Here is a 19,222-nt window from a genome sequence, read left to right as displayed (position 1 = left end):
AGCGATCATGACGACATGGCTAGCCGCCTTGCGCCGCATGCAACAGAGCACCACACCGGCCGTGCTGGTGACGGTGGCGCAGATCCAGGGGTCAACCCCGCGTGAGTCGGGGGCGCGCATGCTCTACACCGCCGATGCGCAGTTCGACACCATCGGCGGCGGGCATCTCGAATGGCGCGCCGCGCAGATCGCACGCGCCATGCTGCAGGCCGATCCTGACCAGCTGGATGGGCAGCGGCGGCTGGAGCGCATCGCGTTGGGTCCCAGCCTGGGACAATGCTGCGGTGGCGTGGTGTTTCTCTGTTTCGAACGGATAGCCAGCGATGCCGAGGCATTGCGGCTGTGGCAGGCACTGGAGCAATCATGGACCTGTGGAAATGACCAGTGGCGGGCCTTGCCACTGGACCATCCCGAACCCATGCAACTGCTGCAACCTGATGGCCCGCAGCACACGCTGCAGGACATGGCGCGTACAGCAAGCCAGACGCAGCTGGTGCGCGACCAACAGGGCCGCCGCTGGCTGCTGGACCTGTGCCGTGCGCACCAGCCGCAGGTGGTGCTGTTCGGCGCCGGCCACGTTGGCGCGGCCATCGTCAAGGTATTGTCCACGCTACCCTGCCGGGTGCTATGGGTGGACGAACGGGAAGACATGTTCCCGCCCGGCTTGCCGGCGCAGATCAGCATCGAAGCCACTGACGTGCCCAATGCTGCGGTGGACATGGCCGAGCCGGGTGCGTACTATCTCGTGATGACCCACAGCCACGCCCTCGACCAGCAGTTGACCGAACGCATCCTGAAACGCGGGGATGCGGCCTGGTGCGGCCTGATCGGGTCGATCACCAAGCGCCGGCAGTTCGAACATCGCCTGGCCGAACGCGGCTTCAGCGCGCAGCAGCTGGAACGCATCACCTGCCCCATCGGCATTCCCGGCATCTACGGCAAGGAACCGGCCAGCATCGCCATCGCGGTGGTCGCCCAACTGATGCAGTTGTGGGAATTGCGGTCCCGCCAGCCGGCCGCGCAACGCTATCCCTCTCCCCTCGTCACACACGCTCTGGACGGCAGAGGCTGAAGGAACACCCTGCCGTCACCCTCCGGAAATCCACGTCACCGGTCCCGCTCCAGGCGCCAGACACAATCGGATTTCCCCATCGATTCCCCCCTATCCCTGTACGGAAAGCATCTTCACGTCTGTGCCTTCCAGTATGATGAATATTGAATCGACGGTCTGCGCCCAATGAGCGCCAGGCCGCCTGCAACGAGGAAATACCATGAGCCCATCCCTGCAAGCCTACCGCGCCAGCCTGCTGTACTTCAGCAACGATCCCGCCTTCGACGAACACGCCACGCACTGGCACAACGACGGCCTGCTGCTGGTCCAGGACGGCAAGATCCAGGCCGCCGGCGACTACGCCGCGCTAGCCGCCAGCCTGCCGCCTGGCACCGCCATCGAGGACCTGCGCGGCAAGATCCTCTGCCCCGGCTTCATCGATACCCACGTCCACTACCCGCAGACCGACATCATCGGTTCACCGGCGCCGGGGCTGCTGCCCTGGCTGGAGAACTACACCTTCCCGGCCGAACGTCGCTTCCAGCAGCCCGAGCATGCGGCCGAAGTGGCCGATTTCTTCCTCAGTGAACTGCTGCGCAATGGCACCACCAGCGCGGCGGTGTATTGCACCGTGCATCCGCAGTCGGTGGATGCCTTCTTCAGCGCCAGCCATGCGCGCAACCTGCGCATGGTGGCCGGCAAGTGCCTGATGGACCGCAATGCGCCCGATTTCCTGCGTGACACGGCCGAGAGCGGCGTACGCGAGAGCGAGGCGCTGATCCAGCGCTGGCACAACAAGGGACGCCAGCATTACGCCATCACCGTGCGTTTCGCACCGACGTCCACACCTGCGCAGATGAAGCTGGCCGGTGAACTGGCGGCGCAGTATCCGGATACGTATATCCAGACCCACGTCGCCGAGAACACCGACGAAGTGAAGTGGGTCAAGGAGCTCTACCCGGATGCGCGCAGCTACCTGGACGTCTATGACGGCTACGGCCTCATGCGCCAGCGCGCCCTGTATGCGCACTGCATCTGGCTGGACGACCAGGACCGCGCGCGCATGGCGGCCACGCAGTCGGCTGCGACCTTGTGCCCGACGTCCAACCTGTTCCTGGGCAGTGGCCTGTTCGACTTTGCCCGCGCCGACGCGGCACGGGTACCGCTGTCGCTGGCCACCGATGTCGGTGGCGGTACCAGCTTCTCGATGCTGCAGACCATGAACGAGCTGTACAAGGTGGCGCGCATGGGCGGCACCTATCTGCCGGCGCAGCGCATGTTCTACCTCGCCACCCTGGGCGGCGCACGCGCCCTGCAACTGGAGGGCACCATCGGCAGCTTCACGCCGGGCTGCGACGCCGACTTCATCGTCCTCGATCCGCAGGCCACGCCCCTGCTGGCCCGCCGCAGTGCGACTACCGACAGCCTGGAAGAACAGTTGTTCGCCCTGGCCATCCTGGGGGACGACCGCGCCATTGCCGCGACCTATTCGGCGGGGGTGAAGGTGCATCAGCGCTGATCGCTTTACGTCAGCCCGCCATCATGTGGCCCGGCTTGCCCTTGCGGTGAGCCGGGCTTTTTTGCATCTGCCTTTTTCTTTATCTTTTTCCAACTTTTTCGTGACCACATGGACGCTGATTGATGGAGCATCCAAAGCTCAAATGTATCTACTGAGCAACATCATTTGATATGCAATAACCATTAACTCATCAATTGATTTACATTTTTGGCCATACGACGTCTCTTCCTTCAGCAGGCTCTTCTCCTTCAAAGGAGCTTCCAATGGACAACAAGCTTTTCGATATCTGCCCCAACTGCGCCGGCGAAGGCACGATACAGGCCGTGAGTGCGACCGAAATCCGCACGGTGAACAAGGAAGCCTTCGAGGTTCCGGTGAACTATTTCGCCTGCCAGCGCTGCGGCGAAAGTTTCCAGACGATGGAGATGGACGACAGCCTGGCCCTGGCGCGCGATCTGTATCGCGACAAGCACGGCATGGTCCGGCCGGCGCAACTGACGGCGTGGCGCAAGTCGCTCGGACTGTCCCAGGTCGAACTGGCGGCCGTACTCGGCTGGGGCGTGGCCACCGTCAGTCGCTACGAGAACGGCAAGCTGCAGTCCGACGCCCATGACAAGGCTATGCGCATGGCCATGAGCTCGGCCGAGACCGCCATGGAACTGGTGCGCACGGCCGCCGACCTGGCACCGCAGGTACGTTCCCGCCTGCTGGCTGATCTCGAAAAGAAGGCCGCCGCCCAGGCGCTGGAAAAGGCCTTTCTGGCCAGCGTGCGTACTGCACCGGCCGAGGGAATCCACCTGGAGAAGCTGGGGCAACTGGTGCTGCTGCTGAGCGAACCGGAAGGCGTCTTCGTGACGAAACTCAACAAGCTGCTGTTCTACAGCGACTTCAGTTTCTACAAGCAACGAGGACGCAGCCTGTCCGGACTGGCCTATGAACGCCTGCCGTATGGACCGGTGCCCTCGGCGTTCCGGCTGCTGTTCTCGCTGCTGGAACAACGTGGCCTGATTCGCCAGGTCGAAGTGAAGGTGGGCGTCGTTGAGGGAACGCAGGTCCTGCCGCTGCTGGCGTCGGACCGGAACTGCTTCGATGAAGAGGAACTGGCCCTACTGCTCGATATCAAGAAGCGCTTTGCCAGGATGACGGCCAACGATATCTCGGAAGCCTCCCACCGGGAACAGGCCTGGGTCGCCACGCCGATGGGCATGACGATCAGTTACCAGCACGCGGCCGCATTGAGCTTCTGAAAACCCGCCTCAGCGCAGCTGGTACAGGTAGATGAATGCCTGGACCGCCCGCTCGGCCGATTCGCGCTGCTGTTGCGGCGTGATGTCGGTGACCACGTTGAGCACGCGCATCTCCATCCATTCCGCCTCCATCAAGCCCCGGAACTGCATGGCCGCGATCCAGGGATCGCCGCCATGCAGCTTGCCCTCGTCCATCTTGACCTTCAGGAACTCGGCGATGCGGGTCCAGCCGCGACGCGGGCCGCGCTCGTAGAGCATGGGGCCCAGATCGGACTTGCCGGCGTAATACGAGGCCAGCCGTTTGACGGCAATCACCTCGGGCCGGAACACCACACTCAAATAATGCGTCGCCAGACGCAATAAACCGATTTTCAGATCGTCTTCGTTGCGTAGGGCCATGAACAGTTCTTCGAACTGGCACCCCACCTGTTTCATCATCACCTCCACGAAGATTTCTTCCTTGGAGTTGAAGTAGTTGTAGAGCGTGGCCTTGGAACCGCCGACCCGGGCCGAGATTTCCGCCATCGAGGCTGCTTCGAAACCGATTTCGTTGAACACCTCGGCAGCGATATCAATCATTGCCTGGCGGCGTTCTTCACTTTTCTTGCGCATGAATTTTCCTGTGGTGCCGGCCGGCATCGCGGTGCTTGCTGCGGCCAATATCGAATTATAGGCGGAGAAGCCATCCAAAGCCGCCAGATTCACATCAATTGCCCGTCCAAATTCGCTGTTGCGGCTTTGCCGCACAAAGGCGAGTAATTTCTCGCAATGAGTCTTGACTATTCATAAAACCAAATACTATACTGAACTGTACAGTTTTAAAACCAGGCATTTCTGTTTCAGTTGTTCACTCCACACTCCACGAACATGAATAACAATTCATCTCTCGACGGTCAGCGTTCGCCGTCGCCGCGACGTCCTCAGCCCTGGCGACGGGCCGTGACGGCCTCGGCCGCCGTGCTGACGGCAGCGCTCATGGCAGGCTGCGCCTCCTTCACCGATCTCGGCCCACGCGCCGAACCCAAATCCATCGCGCAGTACCAAGCAAGCCAGACGCTGGCGGCCACCGCGGTCCAGGCCGCCTGGCCCAGCGACCAGTGGTGGAAGGTCTATGGCGATGCGCAACTGGATGCGCTCATCGCCGAAGGCCTGCAAGGCGCGCCCTCCATGGCCGTGGCCAAGGCGCGGCTGATGAAGGCCGAAGGCGCGGCCCAGCAGCAGGGTGCGGCACTGTATCCGCAGATCAGCGCCAATGCCTCGCTGGACCGGATGAAGCAGTCCTATAACAATGGCGTGCCGCCCGATTTCGTCCCCAAGAATTACAACAACGAAACCCGCGCCACCCTGGACTTCAGCTACGAGATCGACTTCTGGGGCAAGAACCGCGCCGCACTGGCGTCGGCCACCTCGGAACTGGAAGCCAGCCGCGCCGATGCCGCCCAGGCCCGCATCACGCTGGCCACCTCGATTGCCTCGGCCTATGCCGACCTGGCCCAGCTCTACGCCCAGCGCGATACCAACGAAGCCGCCCTGAAGGTGCGGGTGGAAAGCCTGGACCTGTTCAACCAGCGTTTCGGCAACGGCCTGGAAACGCGTGGTTCGGTCAAGCAGATGGAAGCGCGTCGCGCCATTGCCCAGGCTGACCTGAAGGCCACCGACGAATCCATCGGCCTGCAGCGCAACAAGCTGGCCGCACTGCTGGGCGCCGGACCGGATCGTGGCCTGCAACTGGTACGCCCGCAGATCGACCTGTCCAAACCCTTCGCCCTGCCGGAGCAATTGCCGGTGGAACTGCTGGGCCGCCGGCCCGACATCGTGGCCGCACGCCTGCGTGCAGAGGCCGCCGGCAAGCAGATCAAGGTGGCGCGCGCAGCCTTCTATCCCAACGTCAACCTGACGGCCTACTTCGGTTTCCAGTCGCTGGGCATCGACATGCTCACCCGCAGCGGTTCGGACATCGGCAGCTTCGGCCCGGCGATCTCGCTGCCGATCTTCAACGGCGGCCGCCTGCGCGGGCAGTTCCGCTCGGCCAGCGCCAGCTATGACGAAGCCGTGGCCAACTACGACCAGGCCGTCACCCAGGCCCTGCAGGACGTGGCCGATGTCGGTGTGAGCGAAAAAGCCCTGGCCGGACGCCTGGCCGACGTGCAAACCGCCGCCGATGCAGCCGAGGAGGCCTATCGCATCGTCAGCAACCGCTACAACGGCGGCCTGGCCAACTACCTCGACGTACTCAATGCGCAGGACACGCTCATCAGCAACCTGCGCCAGCTCTCTGACCTGCGTTCACGCATGTTCACCCTGGATGTCGCGCTGGTGCGCGCCCTGGGCGGTGGCTACCGCGCCACCTCCGACAGCAGCAGCCAGAACAGCGCCGACGCGCCCCACAACGATATGCAAAATACGCAAGCGAAAGGTTGATCATCATGTCCCACAGCGATTCCCAAGCGACCCAGACCCTGGCCGACGACGCCAAGCAACGCAATGAAGCCGCCGCCCAAGCTGCGGCCGCGCAAAAGCGCAAGAAGCTCTTTTCCATCTTCGGCGGCGTAGTCGCCATCGCAGCCGTCGGCTATGGCGCCTACTGGTACCTGATCGGCTCGCGCTATGTCGAGACCGACAATGCCTACACCGCCACCGAGATCGCCACCGTCACCCCGGCCGTCAACGGCATCGTGTCGGCCGTGGATGTGGTCGATACCCAGGCCGTCAAGAAGGGCCAGGTGCTGGTGCGCATCGACGACGCCGACGCCCGGCTGGCAGTGGACCAGGCGGCTGCCGACCTGGACCGTACCGAGCGCAAGGTCAAGGGCTTCTTCGCCAATGACGCCGGCCTGGCAGCCCAGGTGCTGGCCCGCGAAGCCGAGCAGAAGCGCGCCGGTGCGCAGTTGCTGTCGGCCCAGGCCGACCTCAAGCGTGCCGAGATCGACCTGCAGCGCCGCGAAGCGCTGGCCAAGTCGGGCTCGGTCTCGGGCGAGGAATTGAGCAACGCCCGCACCGCCCTGCTGACCGCCCAGGCCAACCTGAAGGCAGCCGAAGCGGCTGAAGTGCAATCACGCGCCAACATCAAGGCCACCCAGGGTGCGCAGAAGGCCAGCACGGTGCTGACCGCCAACACCACCGTGGAAGACAACCCCGAAGTGGTACTGGCCCGCGCCAAGCTCGACCAGGCCCGCCTGGATCTGGAACGAACCGTCCTGCGCGCCCCCGTCGACGGCGTGATCGCCCGCCGCCAGGTGCAGGTCGGCCAGCGCGTGCAGAGTGGCGCCACCCTGCTGTCGGTGGTGCCGCTGCAGCAGATGCACGTGGACGCCAACTTCAAGGAAGGCCAGTTGACCAAGGTGCGCATCGGCCAGCCGGTGACCATGAAGGCTGACCTCTACGGCGGCTCGGTGGAATACCACGGCGTGGTCACGGGCCTCTCCGGTGGTACCGGCTCGGCCTTTGCCGTGATCCCGGCGCAGAACGCCACCGGTAACTGGATCAAGGTGGTCCAGCGCCTGCCGGTGCGCATCTCGCTGGATCCCAAGGAACTGGCGCAGCGCCCGCTGTCGGTGGGCCTGTCGATGGTGGTGGAGATCGATACCCGCGGCCAGATCCAGGTCGGCGACGCCCAGCCCAAGACCGCGCAGAACACCGAGACCAAGGCTGCCGCGCTGTAAGGCGGGCCTCACGAGCAGAAGAGGTTTCCCATGTCATCCACACTCAGCGCAGATGCCGGCTCGCCGCCCGCATCTCCGCCCACACCTCCTCCCACCGCCCAGCCGGCGCTGTTCGAAGCGCCACTGAGCGGCGCCCAGCTGGTCGGCGCCGGCATCCTGCTGGCGGCGGCCAACTTCATCGCCGTGCTCGATACCACCATCGCCAACGTCTCGGTATCGACCATCGCCGGGGCGCTTGGCGCCTCCACCAGCCAGGGTACCTACGTCATCACCTCCTACGCGGTGGCCGAAGCCATCACGGTGCCGCTGACCGGTTGGTTGGCCAACCGCTTCGGCACGGTGCGCGTGTTCATCCTGTCGATGGTCATGTTCGGGCTGTTCTCGGCCCTGTGCGGCCTGGCCAATTCGCTGGGCATGCTGATCGCCTTCCGCGTGATGCAGGGCCTGGCCGGTGGTCCCCTGATGCCACTCTCGCAGACCCTGCTGCTGCGCATTTTCCCCAAGGAAAAGGCGCCCGCTGCGGTGGGCCTGTGGGCCATGACCACGCTGGTGGCGCCGATTGCCGGCCCGATCCTGGGCGGCGTGCTGTGCGACCAGTACAGCTGGCCCTATATCTTCTGGATCAACGTGCCGGTGGCCCTGATCTGCGGCTACATCGGATGGCGCATGCTCAAGCGCTTCGAGACCAGGACGTTCAAGCTGCCGATCGATCGCGTGGGGCTGATCCTGATGGTGGTGTGGGTCGCCGCGCTGCAACTGATGCTGGACGAGGGCAAGGAAAAGGACTGGTTCGCCTCCACCGAGATCGTGCTGCTGGCGGTGACGGCGGTGGTGTTTTTCATCGCATTCCTGATCTGGGAACTGACCGAACGCAACCCCATCGTTGACCTGCGGGTATTCCGTCATCGCGGCTTCACGGCCAGCGTGACCACCATCTGCCTGGCCTTCGGCGCCTTCTTCGGCTCGGTGGTGCTGACCCCGCTCTGGCTGCAGGGTTACATGGGCTACACCGCCACCTGGTCGGGCTGCATCTCGGCCCTGACCGGCATCCTGGCGGTGATGACGGCGCCCATGGTGGCCAAGATGTCCACCACCATCGATGCCCGCAAGCTGGTCTGCATCGGCGTGACCTGGCTGGGTTTCATCACCTTCCTGCGCGCCTTCAACACGACCGACATGTCCTTCTTCCAGATCGGCTGGCCGCTGTTCCTGCAGGGCATCGGGCTGCCGCTGTTCTTCGTGCCGCTGACCGGGCTGGCGCTGTCCAGCGTGAACGAGGAAGAAACCGCCTCGGCCGCCGGTCTGATGAGTTTCTGCCGCACCATGGCCGGCGCCATCGCCACCTCCATCGTCAACACCAGCTGGGAGAACGATGCGACCTTCTTCCATGCCGAACTGTCCGGCCTGGTCGATCGCGGTGGCGAAGCCGTCAACAGCATGGTGGCTGCGGGCATGAGCCCCGATCAGGCCACTGCCTCGCTGGCGCAGACGGTGCAGAACCAGGCGGTGATGCTGGCCACCAATCACATCTTCATGATGGCGGCGGTGTCCTTCTCGCTGGCCGCCCTGGCGGTGTGGCTGGCGCCCAAACCTAGCCGCGTGGCCGACACCTCCTCGGCACACTGACGAGACACGCGCTCCCCTCCCCCCTACAGTCCGTCCACCCCCTGCGGACTGGGCAGGCGGCCACTTCGGTGGCCGCCTGTTTTTTTGCGCGCCGACACGCCGGCAGCGATTTTGCTAGACTGCGCCATCCCATTGCTTCACATCCCGAGGAGACCGTGCGCATGAGAGCCCTGCAAGCCGACGCCTTCGCCATCGACCGTCTGAGCCTGGTCGATCTGCCCACCCCGCCCCCGCGACGCGGCGAGATCCTGGTCAAGGTCAAGGCCGCCAGCCTGAACTATCGCGACCTCGCCATCCTCTGCGGTGGCTATATGCCTTCACTGCCATTGCCCTACACCCCCTGTTCGGATGCCTGTGGGGTGGTCGAAGCCGTGGGCGAGGATGTCACCCGTTTCAAGCCCGGTGATCGCGTCATCCCGGTCTATCTCCAGGGCTGGCGCGATGGCGCGCTCACGCCCGAGCAACGCAGCGGCGGCAGCCTGGGCGGGCCGCTGACCGGCGTGCTGCAGGACTACGTGGTGGTGCCGGCCGAAGACGCCGTGGCCGCGCCGGATTACCTCTCCGACGCCCAGGCCAGCACCCTGCCCATCGCCGCCCTGACCGCCTGGTCCTGTTTGCAGCAAGGCGGCCTGCAGGCCGGTCAGACGGTGCTGGTGCAAGGCACCGGCGGGGTGGCCCTGTTCGCGGCCCAGTTCGCCCGCGCCGCCGGCGCGCGGGTGATCGGCCTGACCTCGACGGACGAGAAGGCGCAATTGATGCGCGACATGGGCGTGGACACCGTCATCAACTACCGCCAGACCCCGGCCTGGGGCCAGGCCGTGCGCGCCGCCACCGAGGGGCGCGGCGTGGATATCGTGGTCGAGACCACCGGCAGCAGCCTGGGCGAATCGCTCACGGCGGTGCGCTTCAATGGCTTTGTGGGTGTCATCGGCTTCGTCGGCGGCATGGAGACCCCGCTCAACATCCGCCAGCTGATCGGCCCCATGATCCGCATGCAGGGCGTGGTGGTGGGCTCGCGTGCCGCACTGGAGGCCATGATCCGGATGATGGCCATGCACCGCATCGAGCCCCTGATCGACTCCAGCTTCCCGCTGGCGCGGGCGGCGGAAGGCTTTGCCCGCATGCAACGGGGCGAACATGCGGGCAAGATCGTCATTTCCTTCGACTGAACCCACCGGCCAATCCGGTCACTGCCCGCCCGCATGCTTGGCTGCACCCGGCCAAGCGCGTACAATCCCGGCTCAAGCATGCGGACCACGGTCCGCATTTTTGATTTCTGGCGACCTGCCTGCCAGGCCGCCTGATGGACTCCCTGCCGCCAGCCCCGGCCCGTCGATCCCGCCCGATCCGGACCTGCCCGCACGGCAAGCGCCTTCCCGAACTTGCAAGACGCGATCCACGCATCGCCATGAGTGACCAATGACCAAAGACCTCGCCGCCCACACGCCGATGATGCAGCAGTACCTGCGCATCAAGGCAGATCACCCCAACACGCTGGTGTTCTACCGCATGGGCGATTTCTACGAACTGTTCTTCGACGACGCCGAGAAAGCCTCGCGCCTGATGGGCGTGACCCTGACCCAGCGCGGCTCCTCCAACGGCAATCCGATCAAGATGGCCGGCGTGCCCTTCCACTCGGTGGAGCAATACCTGGCGCGGCTGATCAAGCTGGGCGAGTCGGTGGCGATCTGCGAGCAGATCGGCGACCCCGCCACCAGCAAGGGGCCGGTGGAGCGCAAGGTGGTACGGGTGGTCACGCCCGGCACCCTGACCGACTCTGACCTGCTGCCCGAAAAGGCTGAACGCTGCCTGCTGGCCATGCAATTGCTGCCCTCCAAGTCGCGCAAGCAGATGCAGGTGGGCCTGGCCTGGCTGTCCATGGCCAGTGGCGCGCTGAAGATGATGGAATTCACGGTCGAGACCACCCTGCTGGACGGCCGCGTGAAGCAGGAACTGGAACGCATCTCGGCGGCCGAGGTGCTGGTGGCCGATGGCCAGCTGGAACTGTGCGAGCCGCTGCTGCCCAACCGTGCCGTGACGGTGCCGGATTGGCATTTCGACCAGCCCAGCGGAGAAAAGGCCCTGCTGGAACAGTTGAACGTGGCCACCCTGCACGGCTTTGGCGCCGATGGCCTGGGACCGGCGATCTGCGCGGCCGGCGCGCTGCTGCGCTATGCGCAATCCACCCAGGGGCGCGGCCTGCAGCACGTACGCACGCTGACGGTCGAATCCGAGAACGAATTCATCGGCCTGGACGCCGCCACCCGTCGCAACCTCGAGCTGACCGAAACCATCCGCGCGCAGGATGCCAATGCGCTGGCGCCCACCCTGTTCTCCACGCTGGATCACTGCCGCACCGCCATGGGCTCGCGCCTGCTGCGCCACTGGCTGCATCACGCGCTGCGCGACCAGCGGGTGGCGCGGGCGCGCCATGCGGCCATCAATGCGCTGATGCGCACCGACGCCTGCTCGGGCCTGTCGGCCACCTTGGCGGCCGTGCCGGACATCGAACGCATCACCACCCGCATCGCCCTGCTGTCGGCCCGTCCGCGTGACCTGGCCGGCCTGCGCGCCGGCCTGCAGCAACTGGGCTCGCTGCGCGCCTATGTGGAAATGTGCGGACGTGACGCCGATGCGCCACTCCTGGGCCAGTTGCATGAAGACCTGGCCACGCCGGTGGAATGCCTGGACCTGCTGGAACGCGCCATCATGCTGGAACCGGCTGCCATGGTGCGCGATGGCGGCGTGATCGCACGCGGCTTCGATGCCGAGCTCGATGAACTGCGCGGCCTGTCCGAAAACGCCGGCCAGTACCTGCTGGAACTGGAGGCCCGCGAGCGCGAGCGCACCGGCATCGCCAACCTGCGGGTGGAATACAACAAGGTGCATGGCTTCTACATCGAAGTCACCCACGGCCAGACCGACAAGGTGCCGGAAGACTACCGCCGCCGCCAGACGCTGAAGAACGCCGAGCGCTACATCATCCCCGAGCTCAAGGCCTTCGAGGACAAGGCGCTGTCGGCGCAGGAACGCTCGCTGTCGCGCGAGAAGTTCCTCTATGAACAGCTTCTCAACGACATGGGCGAGCACATCCTGCGCCTGCAGTCCATCGCCCACGCGCTGGCCCAGCTCGACACCCTGGTCGCCCTGGCCGACCATGCCGTGCGCAACAACTGGTGCGCGCCGCAGCTGGTGGACGAACCCTGCATCCAGATCGAGCAGGGCCGCCACCCGGTGGTGGAAAACCAGATCGAGCGCTTCATCGCCAACGACTGCCAGCTGGCGGCCGAACGCAAGCTGCTGCTGATCACCGGCCCCAACATGGGCGGTAAATCGACCTTCATGCGCCAGGTGGCGCTGATCACGCTGCTGGCCTACGTGGGCAGCTTCGTGCCGGCCAGCGGTGCCGTGATCGGCCCCATCGACCGCATCTTCACCCGTATCGGTGCAGCCGACGACCTGGCCGGCGGGCGCTCGACCTTCATGGTGGAGATGACCGAATCGGCCTCCATCCTCAACAACGCCACCGAGCATTCGCTGGTGCTGATGGACGAGGTCGGGCGCGGCACCTCCACCTTCGACGGCCTGGCGCTGGCGTGGGCCATCGCCAAGCACCTCATCGACGTGACGCGCAGCTTTACGCTCTTCGCCACCCACTATTTCGAACTGACGCAGTTGCCGGACATCCATCCCACGGCGGCCAACGTCCACCTCTCGGCGGTGGAGCACAAGGACAGCATCGTCTTCCTGCACGCGGTACAAAGCGGCCCGGCCTCGCAGAGCTACGGCCTGCAGGTGGCGCAGCTGGCCGGCGTGCCGGCGCCGGTGATCCGCGCGGCCCGCAAGCACCTGTCGGCGCTGGAAAGCCAGTCCATGCAACCGACGCCGCAGTTTGACCTCTTCAGTGCGCCCGCCTTCATGGAATCGGAGTCGGACGTGAAGCAACAGGATGCCCTGGCTGAACGCAACGCCCTTGCGGTGGTCGAACCCGATCCGCTGGCCCAGGCCCTGCTGCAGTCGCTCGACGGCATCGACCCCGACGCCCTCACGCCGCGCCAGGCGCTGGAGGCGTTGTATCAGCTCAAGGCCCTGAGCCGGGCTCAATAAGAGGCTGCCTCCGGTCAGCCCCCTACCACCGCAGAGAGACTGCATGACGAGCCGCCCGGTCCCACGCATCCTGCTGTACACCCTGCTGACCGTGGCCACCGCCCTGGTGGCCGGTCGCGGCTGGGCGGCGCCGCAGGATTTCTCGTTCGGCGTCATCAATCACGCCCTGGCTGGCAGTGCCGGCGAGGAAAAACTGCGGCGCGAGATTGCCGAGACCGATGCCGACAACCTGGCCTTCGTGGTGGTCAACGGCATCAAGTCGCCCTCGGAAAGCTGCGACGACAATCTCTACAGCCAGCGTCACGAGATGCTGTCGCAGGCGCAGAACGGTATCTTCCTGTCGCTGGCCGGCAGCGACTGGATCACCTGCCGCGACCGCGAAAACCGCTCGGATGCCATCGAACGACTGGCGCGCATGCGCGACATCTTCTATGCCGGCGAATTCTCGCTGGGGGCCACCCGCCTGCCGATGTTGCGCCAGTCGCTCACGCCCAAGTTCCGCAGCTATGCCGAAAACACCCGCTGGGAAGTCGGCAACGTGCTCTTCGCCACCGTCAATCTGCCGGCCGGCAACAATCATTTCCTGCTTGATGGCGGCCGCAACAACGAGTTCGAGGACAGGCTGATCGCCAACCGCAACTGGCTGCAGCACCTGTTCGCCTTTGCGGCATTGAAGAAGAGCGCGGCCATCGTCTTCTTCAGCGACGGCAATCCCTTTGGCCCGCCACCGCGACGCTCCTTCTTCCGCGCCCAGCGCGACGGCTTTGCGGAGACGCGGCGCCTGTTCTCCGAACTGGCCGGCAAGTTCCCCGGTCGCGTGCTGGTGGTGCATGCGCAGGCGCCCAAGGCCAAGGCCCCGGCGCACATCCTGTGGACGGGCAACCTCGGCAATGTGGGCGTGGGGGAGCGCTGGCTCAAGGTTGTGGTGGACGATCACCTGCCCCAGTTGTTCGCCGTCGCCGATGCCGATGGAGAACGGCGCTAGAAGGGCCTCCCCTTCCTTTTGATTCAGAAAAAACAAACGCCCGCAGAATAATTCTGCGGGCGTTTTTGCACGATCTTCAGCTTCGACCTGGAGTGGCTGCCTGAATGACCAGGCAAGCCGCCAGGGCGGAATCAGTTCAGCGGCTGGCTACGGAAATGATCGCCGGCCTCGCCGTCATCTTCATCATGGTGGTGATGATGACCATGGGCGCCATGCACGTGACCGTGGGCGACTTCTTCCTCGGAGGCGGCGCGCACTTCGGTCACGTTCAGCTCGAAGCGCAGGGCGATGCCGGCCAGCGGGTGGTTGCCATCCAGCACGGCCTTGCCGTCGGCCACTTCGGTGACGGTGAAGATGACCGATTCTTCGCTGTCGTCGTCGGGCGAACCTTCGAACTGCATGCCCACTTCCAGCGGCTGCGGCAGACGCTCGACGGGTTCGATCTTGACCAGCTCGGAGTCGTATTCGCCGAAGGCATCTTCCGGTTCGACCTGGATGGTGGTGCTGTAGCCGGTTTCCTTGCCGTCCAGTGCTTCTTCGATCTTGGGCAGGGTGTTCTGGTAACCGCCGTGCAGGTAGACCATCGGCTCGCTGCTCTGCTCGATCAGGTTGTTCTGGGCATCCGACAGCTTGTAGTTGACGGAAACGACGGTATTCTTTGCGATCTTCATCGTAAGGGTCCTTTGTATCGATAGTGGTGCGGGAGCGGCAGGTATTGCGGTCTGGTCGCGCGGGACACCTGCCACCCGGGTTGGGGCCTAAGAACCATCCCCTTGCCATTCCCGCGAGGCAAGGACTCTTTCAAACGGTTTCTCGACCCGGGAATTATACCTGCATCAAACTTCACCACCGCCGATGCCGTACGGCCGCGCCCCGACGCCTATAATGGCGGGCATGAAAAAACTCGATCTGCTCGGCGGCATCACGCCCGCCCAATTCCTGCGTGACTACTGGCACAAGAAGCCACTGTTGATCCGCAATGCCATTCCCGGTTTTTCCGCGCCCCTGCCGCGCAAGGAACTGTTCGACCTGGCCCGGCACGAGGACGTCGAGTCGCGCCTGATCACCCATCGCGAAGATGGCTGGGACATGCAGCACGGCCCGTTCAACAAGCTCCCGCCCTTGAAGCAAAAGGCCTGGACCCTGCTGGTACAGGGCGTGAACCTGCATCACCCGGCGGCCGATGCCTTGCTGCGCCAGTTCCGCTTCGTACCCGATGCGCGCCTGGATGACCTGATGATCAGCTACGCCACCGACGGCGGCGGTGTCGGTCCGCACTTCGATTCCTATGACGTGTTCCTGCTGCAGGCCCATGGCCAGCGCCGCTGGCGCATCAGCGCCCAGGACGACCTGACGCTGGAAGAAGGCGTGCCACTGAAGATTCTGAGCCACTTCCAGCCGGAAGAAGAATTCATCCTGGAACCCGGCGACATGCTCTATCTGCCGCCGCATTACGCCCATGACGGCGTGGCCGTGGGTGAATGCATGACCTATTCGGTGGGCTTCCGCGCACCGGCCTACCAGGAACTGGGCGAATCCTTCCTGGAATTCATGATGGATACCATCGACCTGCCTGGCCGCTATGCCGATCCGGATCTCAAGACCAGCGCCCGCCCGGCCGAATTGCAGGCGGACATGATCACGCGCATCCGCGACGAACTCAACAAGATCCGCTTCACCGACGACGACATCACCATCTTCCTGGGTGAGCATCTGTCGGAGCCGAAACCCAGCGTTTTCTTCGAGCCACGCGGCGAGGAAATTTCATTTGCTCGCTTTTTCCAGGGGGCCAAGAAACGTGGTCTGGTATTGCATCGCAAGACCCGCATGCTGTATCGCGGCTCGCACGTGTTCATCAACGGCGAATCCTTCCAGGTCGGACGTCAGGACAAGACCATTCTTGCCCGTCTCGCGGACGCCCGCGCACTCGAAAAAACCGATTTCGCGCTGGCCTCGGAAGACCTGCTGGAAGCGCTCCACCAGTGGTATGAAAGTGGTTGGATCGAATTTGTTTGAGAATGCTTCAACTTTAAGTGGAAGCGACCTCGAAATCACTTTAGAAAATGTCTGGAACCGGCTCCAGCAAAGGCCTTCCGGGCGCATGGTTTTAGATGTAAGAACTTACAAATTCTTACGAAAAAGATAGGCGCCGGTGTGATTTCGGAAAAAAATAGCTATAATGATGGGCTGGAAAGTTTTCGTTGTCCGGAGATGTTTCGGCAGTAAAAAGAAGCAAGAACCGAAGCCCGACCGCAAGGTCTTAGCCTGCGGCGAAAGCCTCCCAGTAGAGCGATAATTACCGGTAATTATTCATCGCACAATTTTTAAATATTGAAGGAATATTCATGAAAAAGACTCTGTTGATCGCTTCGTTGTTGGCCGTTGCCCTGGCTGCTTGCGGCAAGAAGGAAGAAGCTCCTGCACCTGCTGCTGCTCCCGCTGCTGAAGCTCCTGCCGCTGCAGCTCCTGCTGCTGACGCAAAGCCGGCTGATGCCGCTCCTGCTGCTGCCCCGGCTGCTGACGCCGCTGCTCCGGCTGCTGACGCTGCCAAGCCTGCTGACGCTGCCCCGGCCGCTGATGCAAAGCCGGCTGAAGCCGCTCCTGCCAAGTAATCTTCGGATTATTGTCAGAAAAACCGGTCGCGAGACCGGTTTTTTTTCGTCCAGATTTTCCCCGCGTGCTTCGACGCGTCCCGACCAGCTCAGGCAGGGACATGTGCCCTCCCTCGCCAATCCCTCCAGAACGCATCAGAACGCGCTACAAGCCACTGCAGCACGCTGATTGCCCATCGGACTGACAAAGCACTGACAGCGTGCTCAGCGGACCTTGGCAATCTCTTGCTGTCGCCCGATGGACATGCGCGGCAATGCGGCCGACAAGGAATAAATGGGCAGCAAATGAGCAGCAGGCCGCCAGGAAAGAGAAACAAATTGTTTCTGCCGCGTCGCAAGAAGATCTGACAGAACGCTGACCAGCTCGCGTTTGATCAGACGTCCAGCCAGTCGAAGCCTTCTGCCTGGCAGGCGATGCCGATGCCACCGAAGGTCGGCCCGAGGACGCTTTCGATCGCCGCACGCGCCAGTTCCGGCGTGTTGTTCTGCTGGCTGAGATGCGCGCCGATGACGCGCTTGAGCCGGCTCTTGTCGAGCAGGCGCAGGATGTCGGCACTGGCGTCATTGGCCAGGTGGCCGTAGTCGCCGCCGATGCGGCGCTTGAGGAAGGCGGGATAGGGCGAGCGATCCAGCATCTCGCGGTCGTGATTGCATTCCAGCAGCAGCGAATCGCAAGCGCCCAGCGCCTGCACCAGGTGCGCAGTCGGCTGACCGGCATCGGTCAATACGCCCAGGCGCCGGTCGCCGTCGCCGGCCACATACTGGATGGGCTCCCGGGCGTCATGAGGAACGGTATAGGGGGACAATTCAAGATCGCCGATGGCGATCTTCTGGCCATCGGCGCAGAAACGCACGTCGACATCGGCAGCCTGCTCGGCCACCGCCTGCCAGGTGCCATAACTGAGCCAGACCGGAATGCGATAGCGTCGCGCGAACTTGAAGACGCCGCTGACGTGATCCGAGTGCTCGTGCGTGACGACGATGGCGGCGACCTCGGAGGGGTCCAGCCCCAGGCGCAGGATACGCTTTTCGGCTTCGCACAAAGTAAAGCCGCAGTCCAGCATGACCGTGGTCCCCGAGGAGGGACGCTGGTCGCCGGCTGCGGCCGAGATCAGCAGCGCATTGCCTTCGCTGCCGCTACCGAGGCTCGCGAACTTCATCTGAGCCCCGGGTCCTGCTTATTTCAGCTGATCGTTCAGCAGGCCGAGGATCTTGTCGGAAATACCCGAGGTATCCGGACCACCCTCGCCGTTCTGGACGGTGATGTTGCTGCTGTCGGAACCGGCGCCCTTGACCACGATGCGGTACTTGGCGGCCTTCTTGTCCTTGTCCTTGGAGCTGAAGATGCGCGAGAAGAAACCGTCATCCTTCTTGTCCTTGGCATCCTGGTTCTGGTCGACGTAACGGACATAGTAGATGCCCTGGCTACGGTCGCGGTCTTCCACGGTGAAGCCGACGCGATCCAGTGCCAGGCCGACACGGCGCCATGCGCGGTCGAAGCCTTCATCGACTTGCACGCTGCTACCAGCCACACCCTTCTGCAGACGCGAACGTGCCTGCAGCGACGGAGCATTGGCCACAGCGGCCTTGGCCTTGGTCTCTTCAGCACCCAGACGCACCATCAGGCGCGACAGGAATTCGGCTTCCAGGCCCGGATCGGAGGGACGTGCGGTCCACACCGAGGTTTCCTTGGCCGAACCGGTCAGCACTTCCTCGGCGCCGCGATGGCTGATGAAGATCTCGGTGGTGCCGTTCGGGCCGCGTTCCAGGCGGGTGCGGAACTTGTCACGCTCGCCGGTGGAATACAGCGAATCGAACACCTTGCCCAGCGTGTTGCGGATGAAGTCCTGGGGAATCTTGGCGCGGTTCTCGGCCCAATCGGTTTCCATGACGCCGGTATCGGGCGATTCGACGTTGATCAGGAAACCGTTGTCCTGCCAGAAGTCCTTGATCTGCGACCACAGTTGTTCCGGGCTCTGCTTGACCACCAGCCAGCGCTGCGAACCGTCGCGTTCGATGCGGATTTCGTCGCCCTTGGCAGTCGGTGCCACGGAGGTGACTTCGGTGGTCGGCTTGTTCTGCTGCTCCAGCTGGTAGCCGGATGCGGTCGCCACGCCCTTGTTGGCCTCGGGGATGGCATAACGGTTGTCGCGCTGCAGCTGGGTCAGGTCAGGCGGCACTTCCAGACGCGGGCCACGGGCCTTTTCCGCGCTCTTGTAATCGATACGGTCCCCTTCGAGCATGTTGCCGATGGAGGAACATCCTGCCAGTCCGGCCAGCGCCAGTGCGATGACGATACTGCGTTGGGTAATTGTGTACGCGGAGCGGGATACCGGACGAACGTTCTTGCTATTAGTCATATCGTTACTATTGAAAGCGGAATCGGATTTCAGGAGACCTGCGCCAAAGCGGC

At 63.8% G+C, this 19,222-nt stretch carries 15 protein-coding genes; 11 read left to right on the top strand and 4 right to left on the bottom strand.

Annotation, left to right across the window (positions count from 1 at the left end; translation table 11 throughout):
- Nucleotides 1-7: 7 nt before the first annotated feature.
- From xdhC to HBH1_RS15075, 3 genes are all read left to right on the top strand, one after another.
- A complete protein-coding gene (xdhC, locus tag HBH1_RS15085) occupies nt 8-1,072 on the top strand; it encodes a xanthine dehydrogenase accessory protein XdhC (RefSeq protein WP_102663401.1) in 1,065 nt (354 codons plus the stop codon).
- 199 nt (nt 1,073-1,271) lie between these two features.
- Nucleotides 1,272-2,570, top strand: coding sequence for a guanine deaminase (gene guaD, locus HBH1_RS15080; RefSeq protein WP_102663400.1), 1,299 nt, complete (start codon nt 1,272-1,274; stop codon nt 2,568-2,570).
- A 263-nt stretch (nt 2,571-2,833) separates the two neighbouring features.
- Nucleotides 2,834-3,817, top strand: coding sequence for a type II TA system antitoxin MqsA family protein (locus tag HBH1_RS15075; RefSeq protein WP_102663399.1), 984 nt, complete (start codon nt 2,834-2,836; stop codon nt 3,815-3,817).
- A gap of 9 nt (nt 3,818-3,826) precedes the next feature.
- On the opposite strand, the gene HBH1_RS15070 is transcribed toward HBH1_RS15075, so the two are convergent.
- Complete coding sequence (locus HBH1_RS15070) at nt 3,827-4,429, bottom strand: TetR/AcrR family transcriptional regulator (protein ID WP_102663398.1); 603 nt, start codon at nt 4,427-4,429, stop codon at nt 3,827-3,829.
- Nucleotides 4,430-4,684: 255 nt separating this feature from the next.
- On the opposite strand from HBH1_RS15070, the gene HBH1_RS15065 reads away from it, so the two are divergent.
- The 6 genes from HBH1_RS15065 to HBH1_RS15040 all read left to right on the top strand — a co-directional run bounded on the left by HBH1_RS15065 (nt 4,685) and on the right by HBH1_RS15040 (nt 14,197).
- The gene (locus HBH1_RS15065) at nt 4,685-6,238 is read left to right on the top strand and encodes an efflux transporter outer membrane subunit (protein WP_208399199.1); all 1,554 of its coding nucleotides are present in this window, start codon (nt 4,685-4,687) and stop codon (nt 6,236-6,238) included.
- A gap of 5 nt (nt 6,239-6,243) precedes the next feature.
- Nucleotides 6,244-7,479 (top strand): HlyD family efflux transporter periplasmic adaptor subunit, encoded by a 1,236-nt coding sequence (locus HBH1_RS15060; protein WP_199181597.1) that lies wholly within the window; start codon nt 6,244-6,246, stop codon nt 7,477-7,479.
- 30 nt (nt 7,480-7,509) lie between these two features.
- The gene (locus tag HBH1_RS15055) at nt 7,510-9,105 is read left to right on the top strand and encodes a DHA2 family efflux MFS transporter permease subunit (protein WP_199181596.1); all 1,596 of its coding nucleotides are present in this window, start codon (nt 7,510-7,512) and stop codon (nt 9,103-9,105) included.
- 161 nt (nt 9,106-9,266) lie between these two features.
- A complete protein-coding gene (locus HBH1_RS15050; protein ID WP_102663396.1) occupies nt 9,267-10,274 on the top strand; it encodes a zinc-dependent alcohol dehydrogenase family protein in 1,008 nt (335 codons plus the stop codon).
- Nucleotides 10,275-10,524: 250 nt separating this feature from the next.
- Nucleotides 10,525-13,212, top strand: a complete 2,688-nt coding sequence (mutS, locus tag HBH1_RS15045) for a DNA mismatch repair protein MutS (protein ID WP_102663395.1) — start codon at nt 10,525-10,527, stop codon at nt 13,210-13,212.
- Between the two features lie 43 nt (nt 13,213-13,255).
- Nucleotides 13,256-14,197, top strand: coding sequence for a hypothetical protein (locus HBH1_RS15040; RefSeq protein WP_006462694.1), 942 nt, complete (start codon nt 13,256-13,258; stop codon nt 14,195-14,197).
- Between the two features lie 131 nt (nt 14,198-14,328).
- Here HBH1_RS15040 and HBH1_RS15035 read toward each other — a convergent pair whose 3' ends face one another.
- On the bottom strand, nt 14,329-14,868 hold the full coding sequence (locus HBH1_RS15035; RefSeq protein WP_006462695.1) for an FKBP-type peptidyl-prolyl cis-trans isomerase: 540 nt from the start codon (nt 14,866-14,868) through the stop codon (nt 14,329-14,331).
- 223 nt (nt 14,869-15,091) lie between these two features.
- Here HBH1_RS15035 and HBH1_RS15030 point away from each other — a divergent pair, with 223 nt between their 5' ends.
- Nucleotides 15,092-16,213, top strand: a complete 1,122-nt coding sequence (locus HBH1_RS15030) for a ribosomal protein uL16 3-hydroxylase (protein WP_199181595.1) — start codon at nt 15,092-15,094, stop codon at nt 16,211-16,213.
- Nucleotides 16,214-16,542: 329 nt separating this feature from the next.
- Nucleotides 16,543-16,809: a hypothetical protein gene (locus tag HBH1_RS25435; RefSeq protein WP_039874891.1), complete on the top strand. Its 267-nt coding sequence runs from the start codon at nt 16,543-16,545 to the stop codon at nt 16,807-16,809.
- Between the two features lie 374 nt (nt 16,810-17,183).
- Here the strand turns inward: HBH1_RS25435 and HBH1_RS15020 are convergent, their stop codons facing one another.
- Nucleotides 17,184-17,969, bottom strand: coding sequence for an MBL fold metallo-hydrolase (locus tag HBH1_RS15020; protein ID WP_102663393.1), 786 nt, complete (start codon nt 17,967-17,969; stop codon nt 17,184-17,186).
- Nucleotides 17,970-17,987: 18 nt separating this feature from the next.
- Nucleotides 17,988-19,169 carry an outer membrane protein assembly factor BamC gene (gene bamC / locus HBH1_RS15015; RefSeq protein WP_166758098.1) on the bottom strand — a complete coding sequence of 394 codons (1,182 nt, stop codon included), beginning with the start codon at nt 19,167-19,169 and terminating at the stop codon, nt 17,988-17,990.
- Nucleotides 19,170-19,222: the final 53 nt, after the last annotated feature.

This window comes from Herbaspirillum sp. BH-1 (assembly GCF_002870055.1).
GTDB classification, from domain to species: domain Bacteria; phylum Pseudomonadota; class Gammaproteobacteria; order Burkholderiales; family Burkholderiaceae_D; genus Herbaspirillum; species Herbaspirillum frisingense.
Note: the sequence above shows the minus strand (reverse complement) of the source record. Positions and strands in the feature narration are given on the sequence as shown.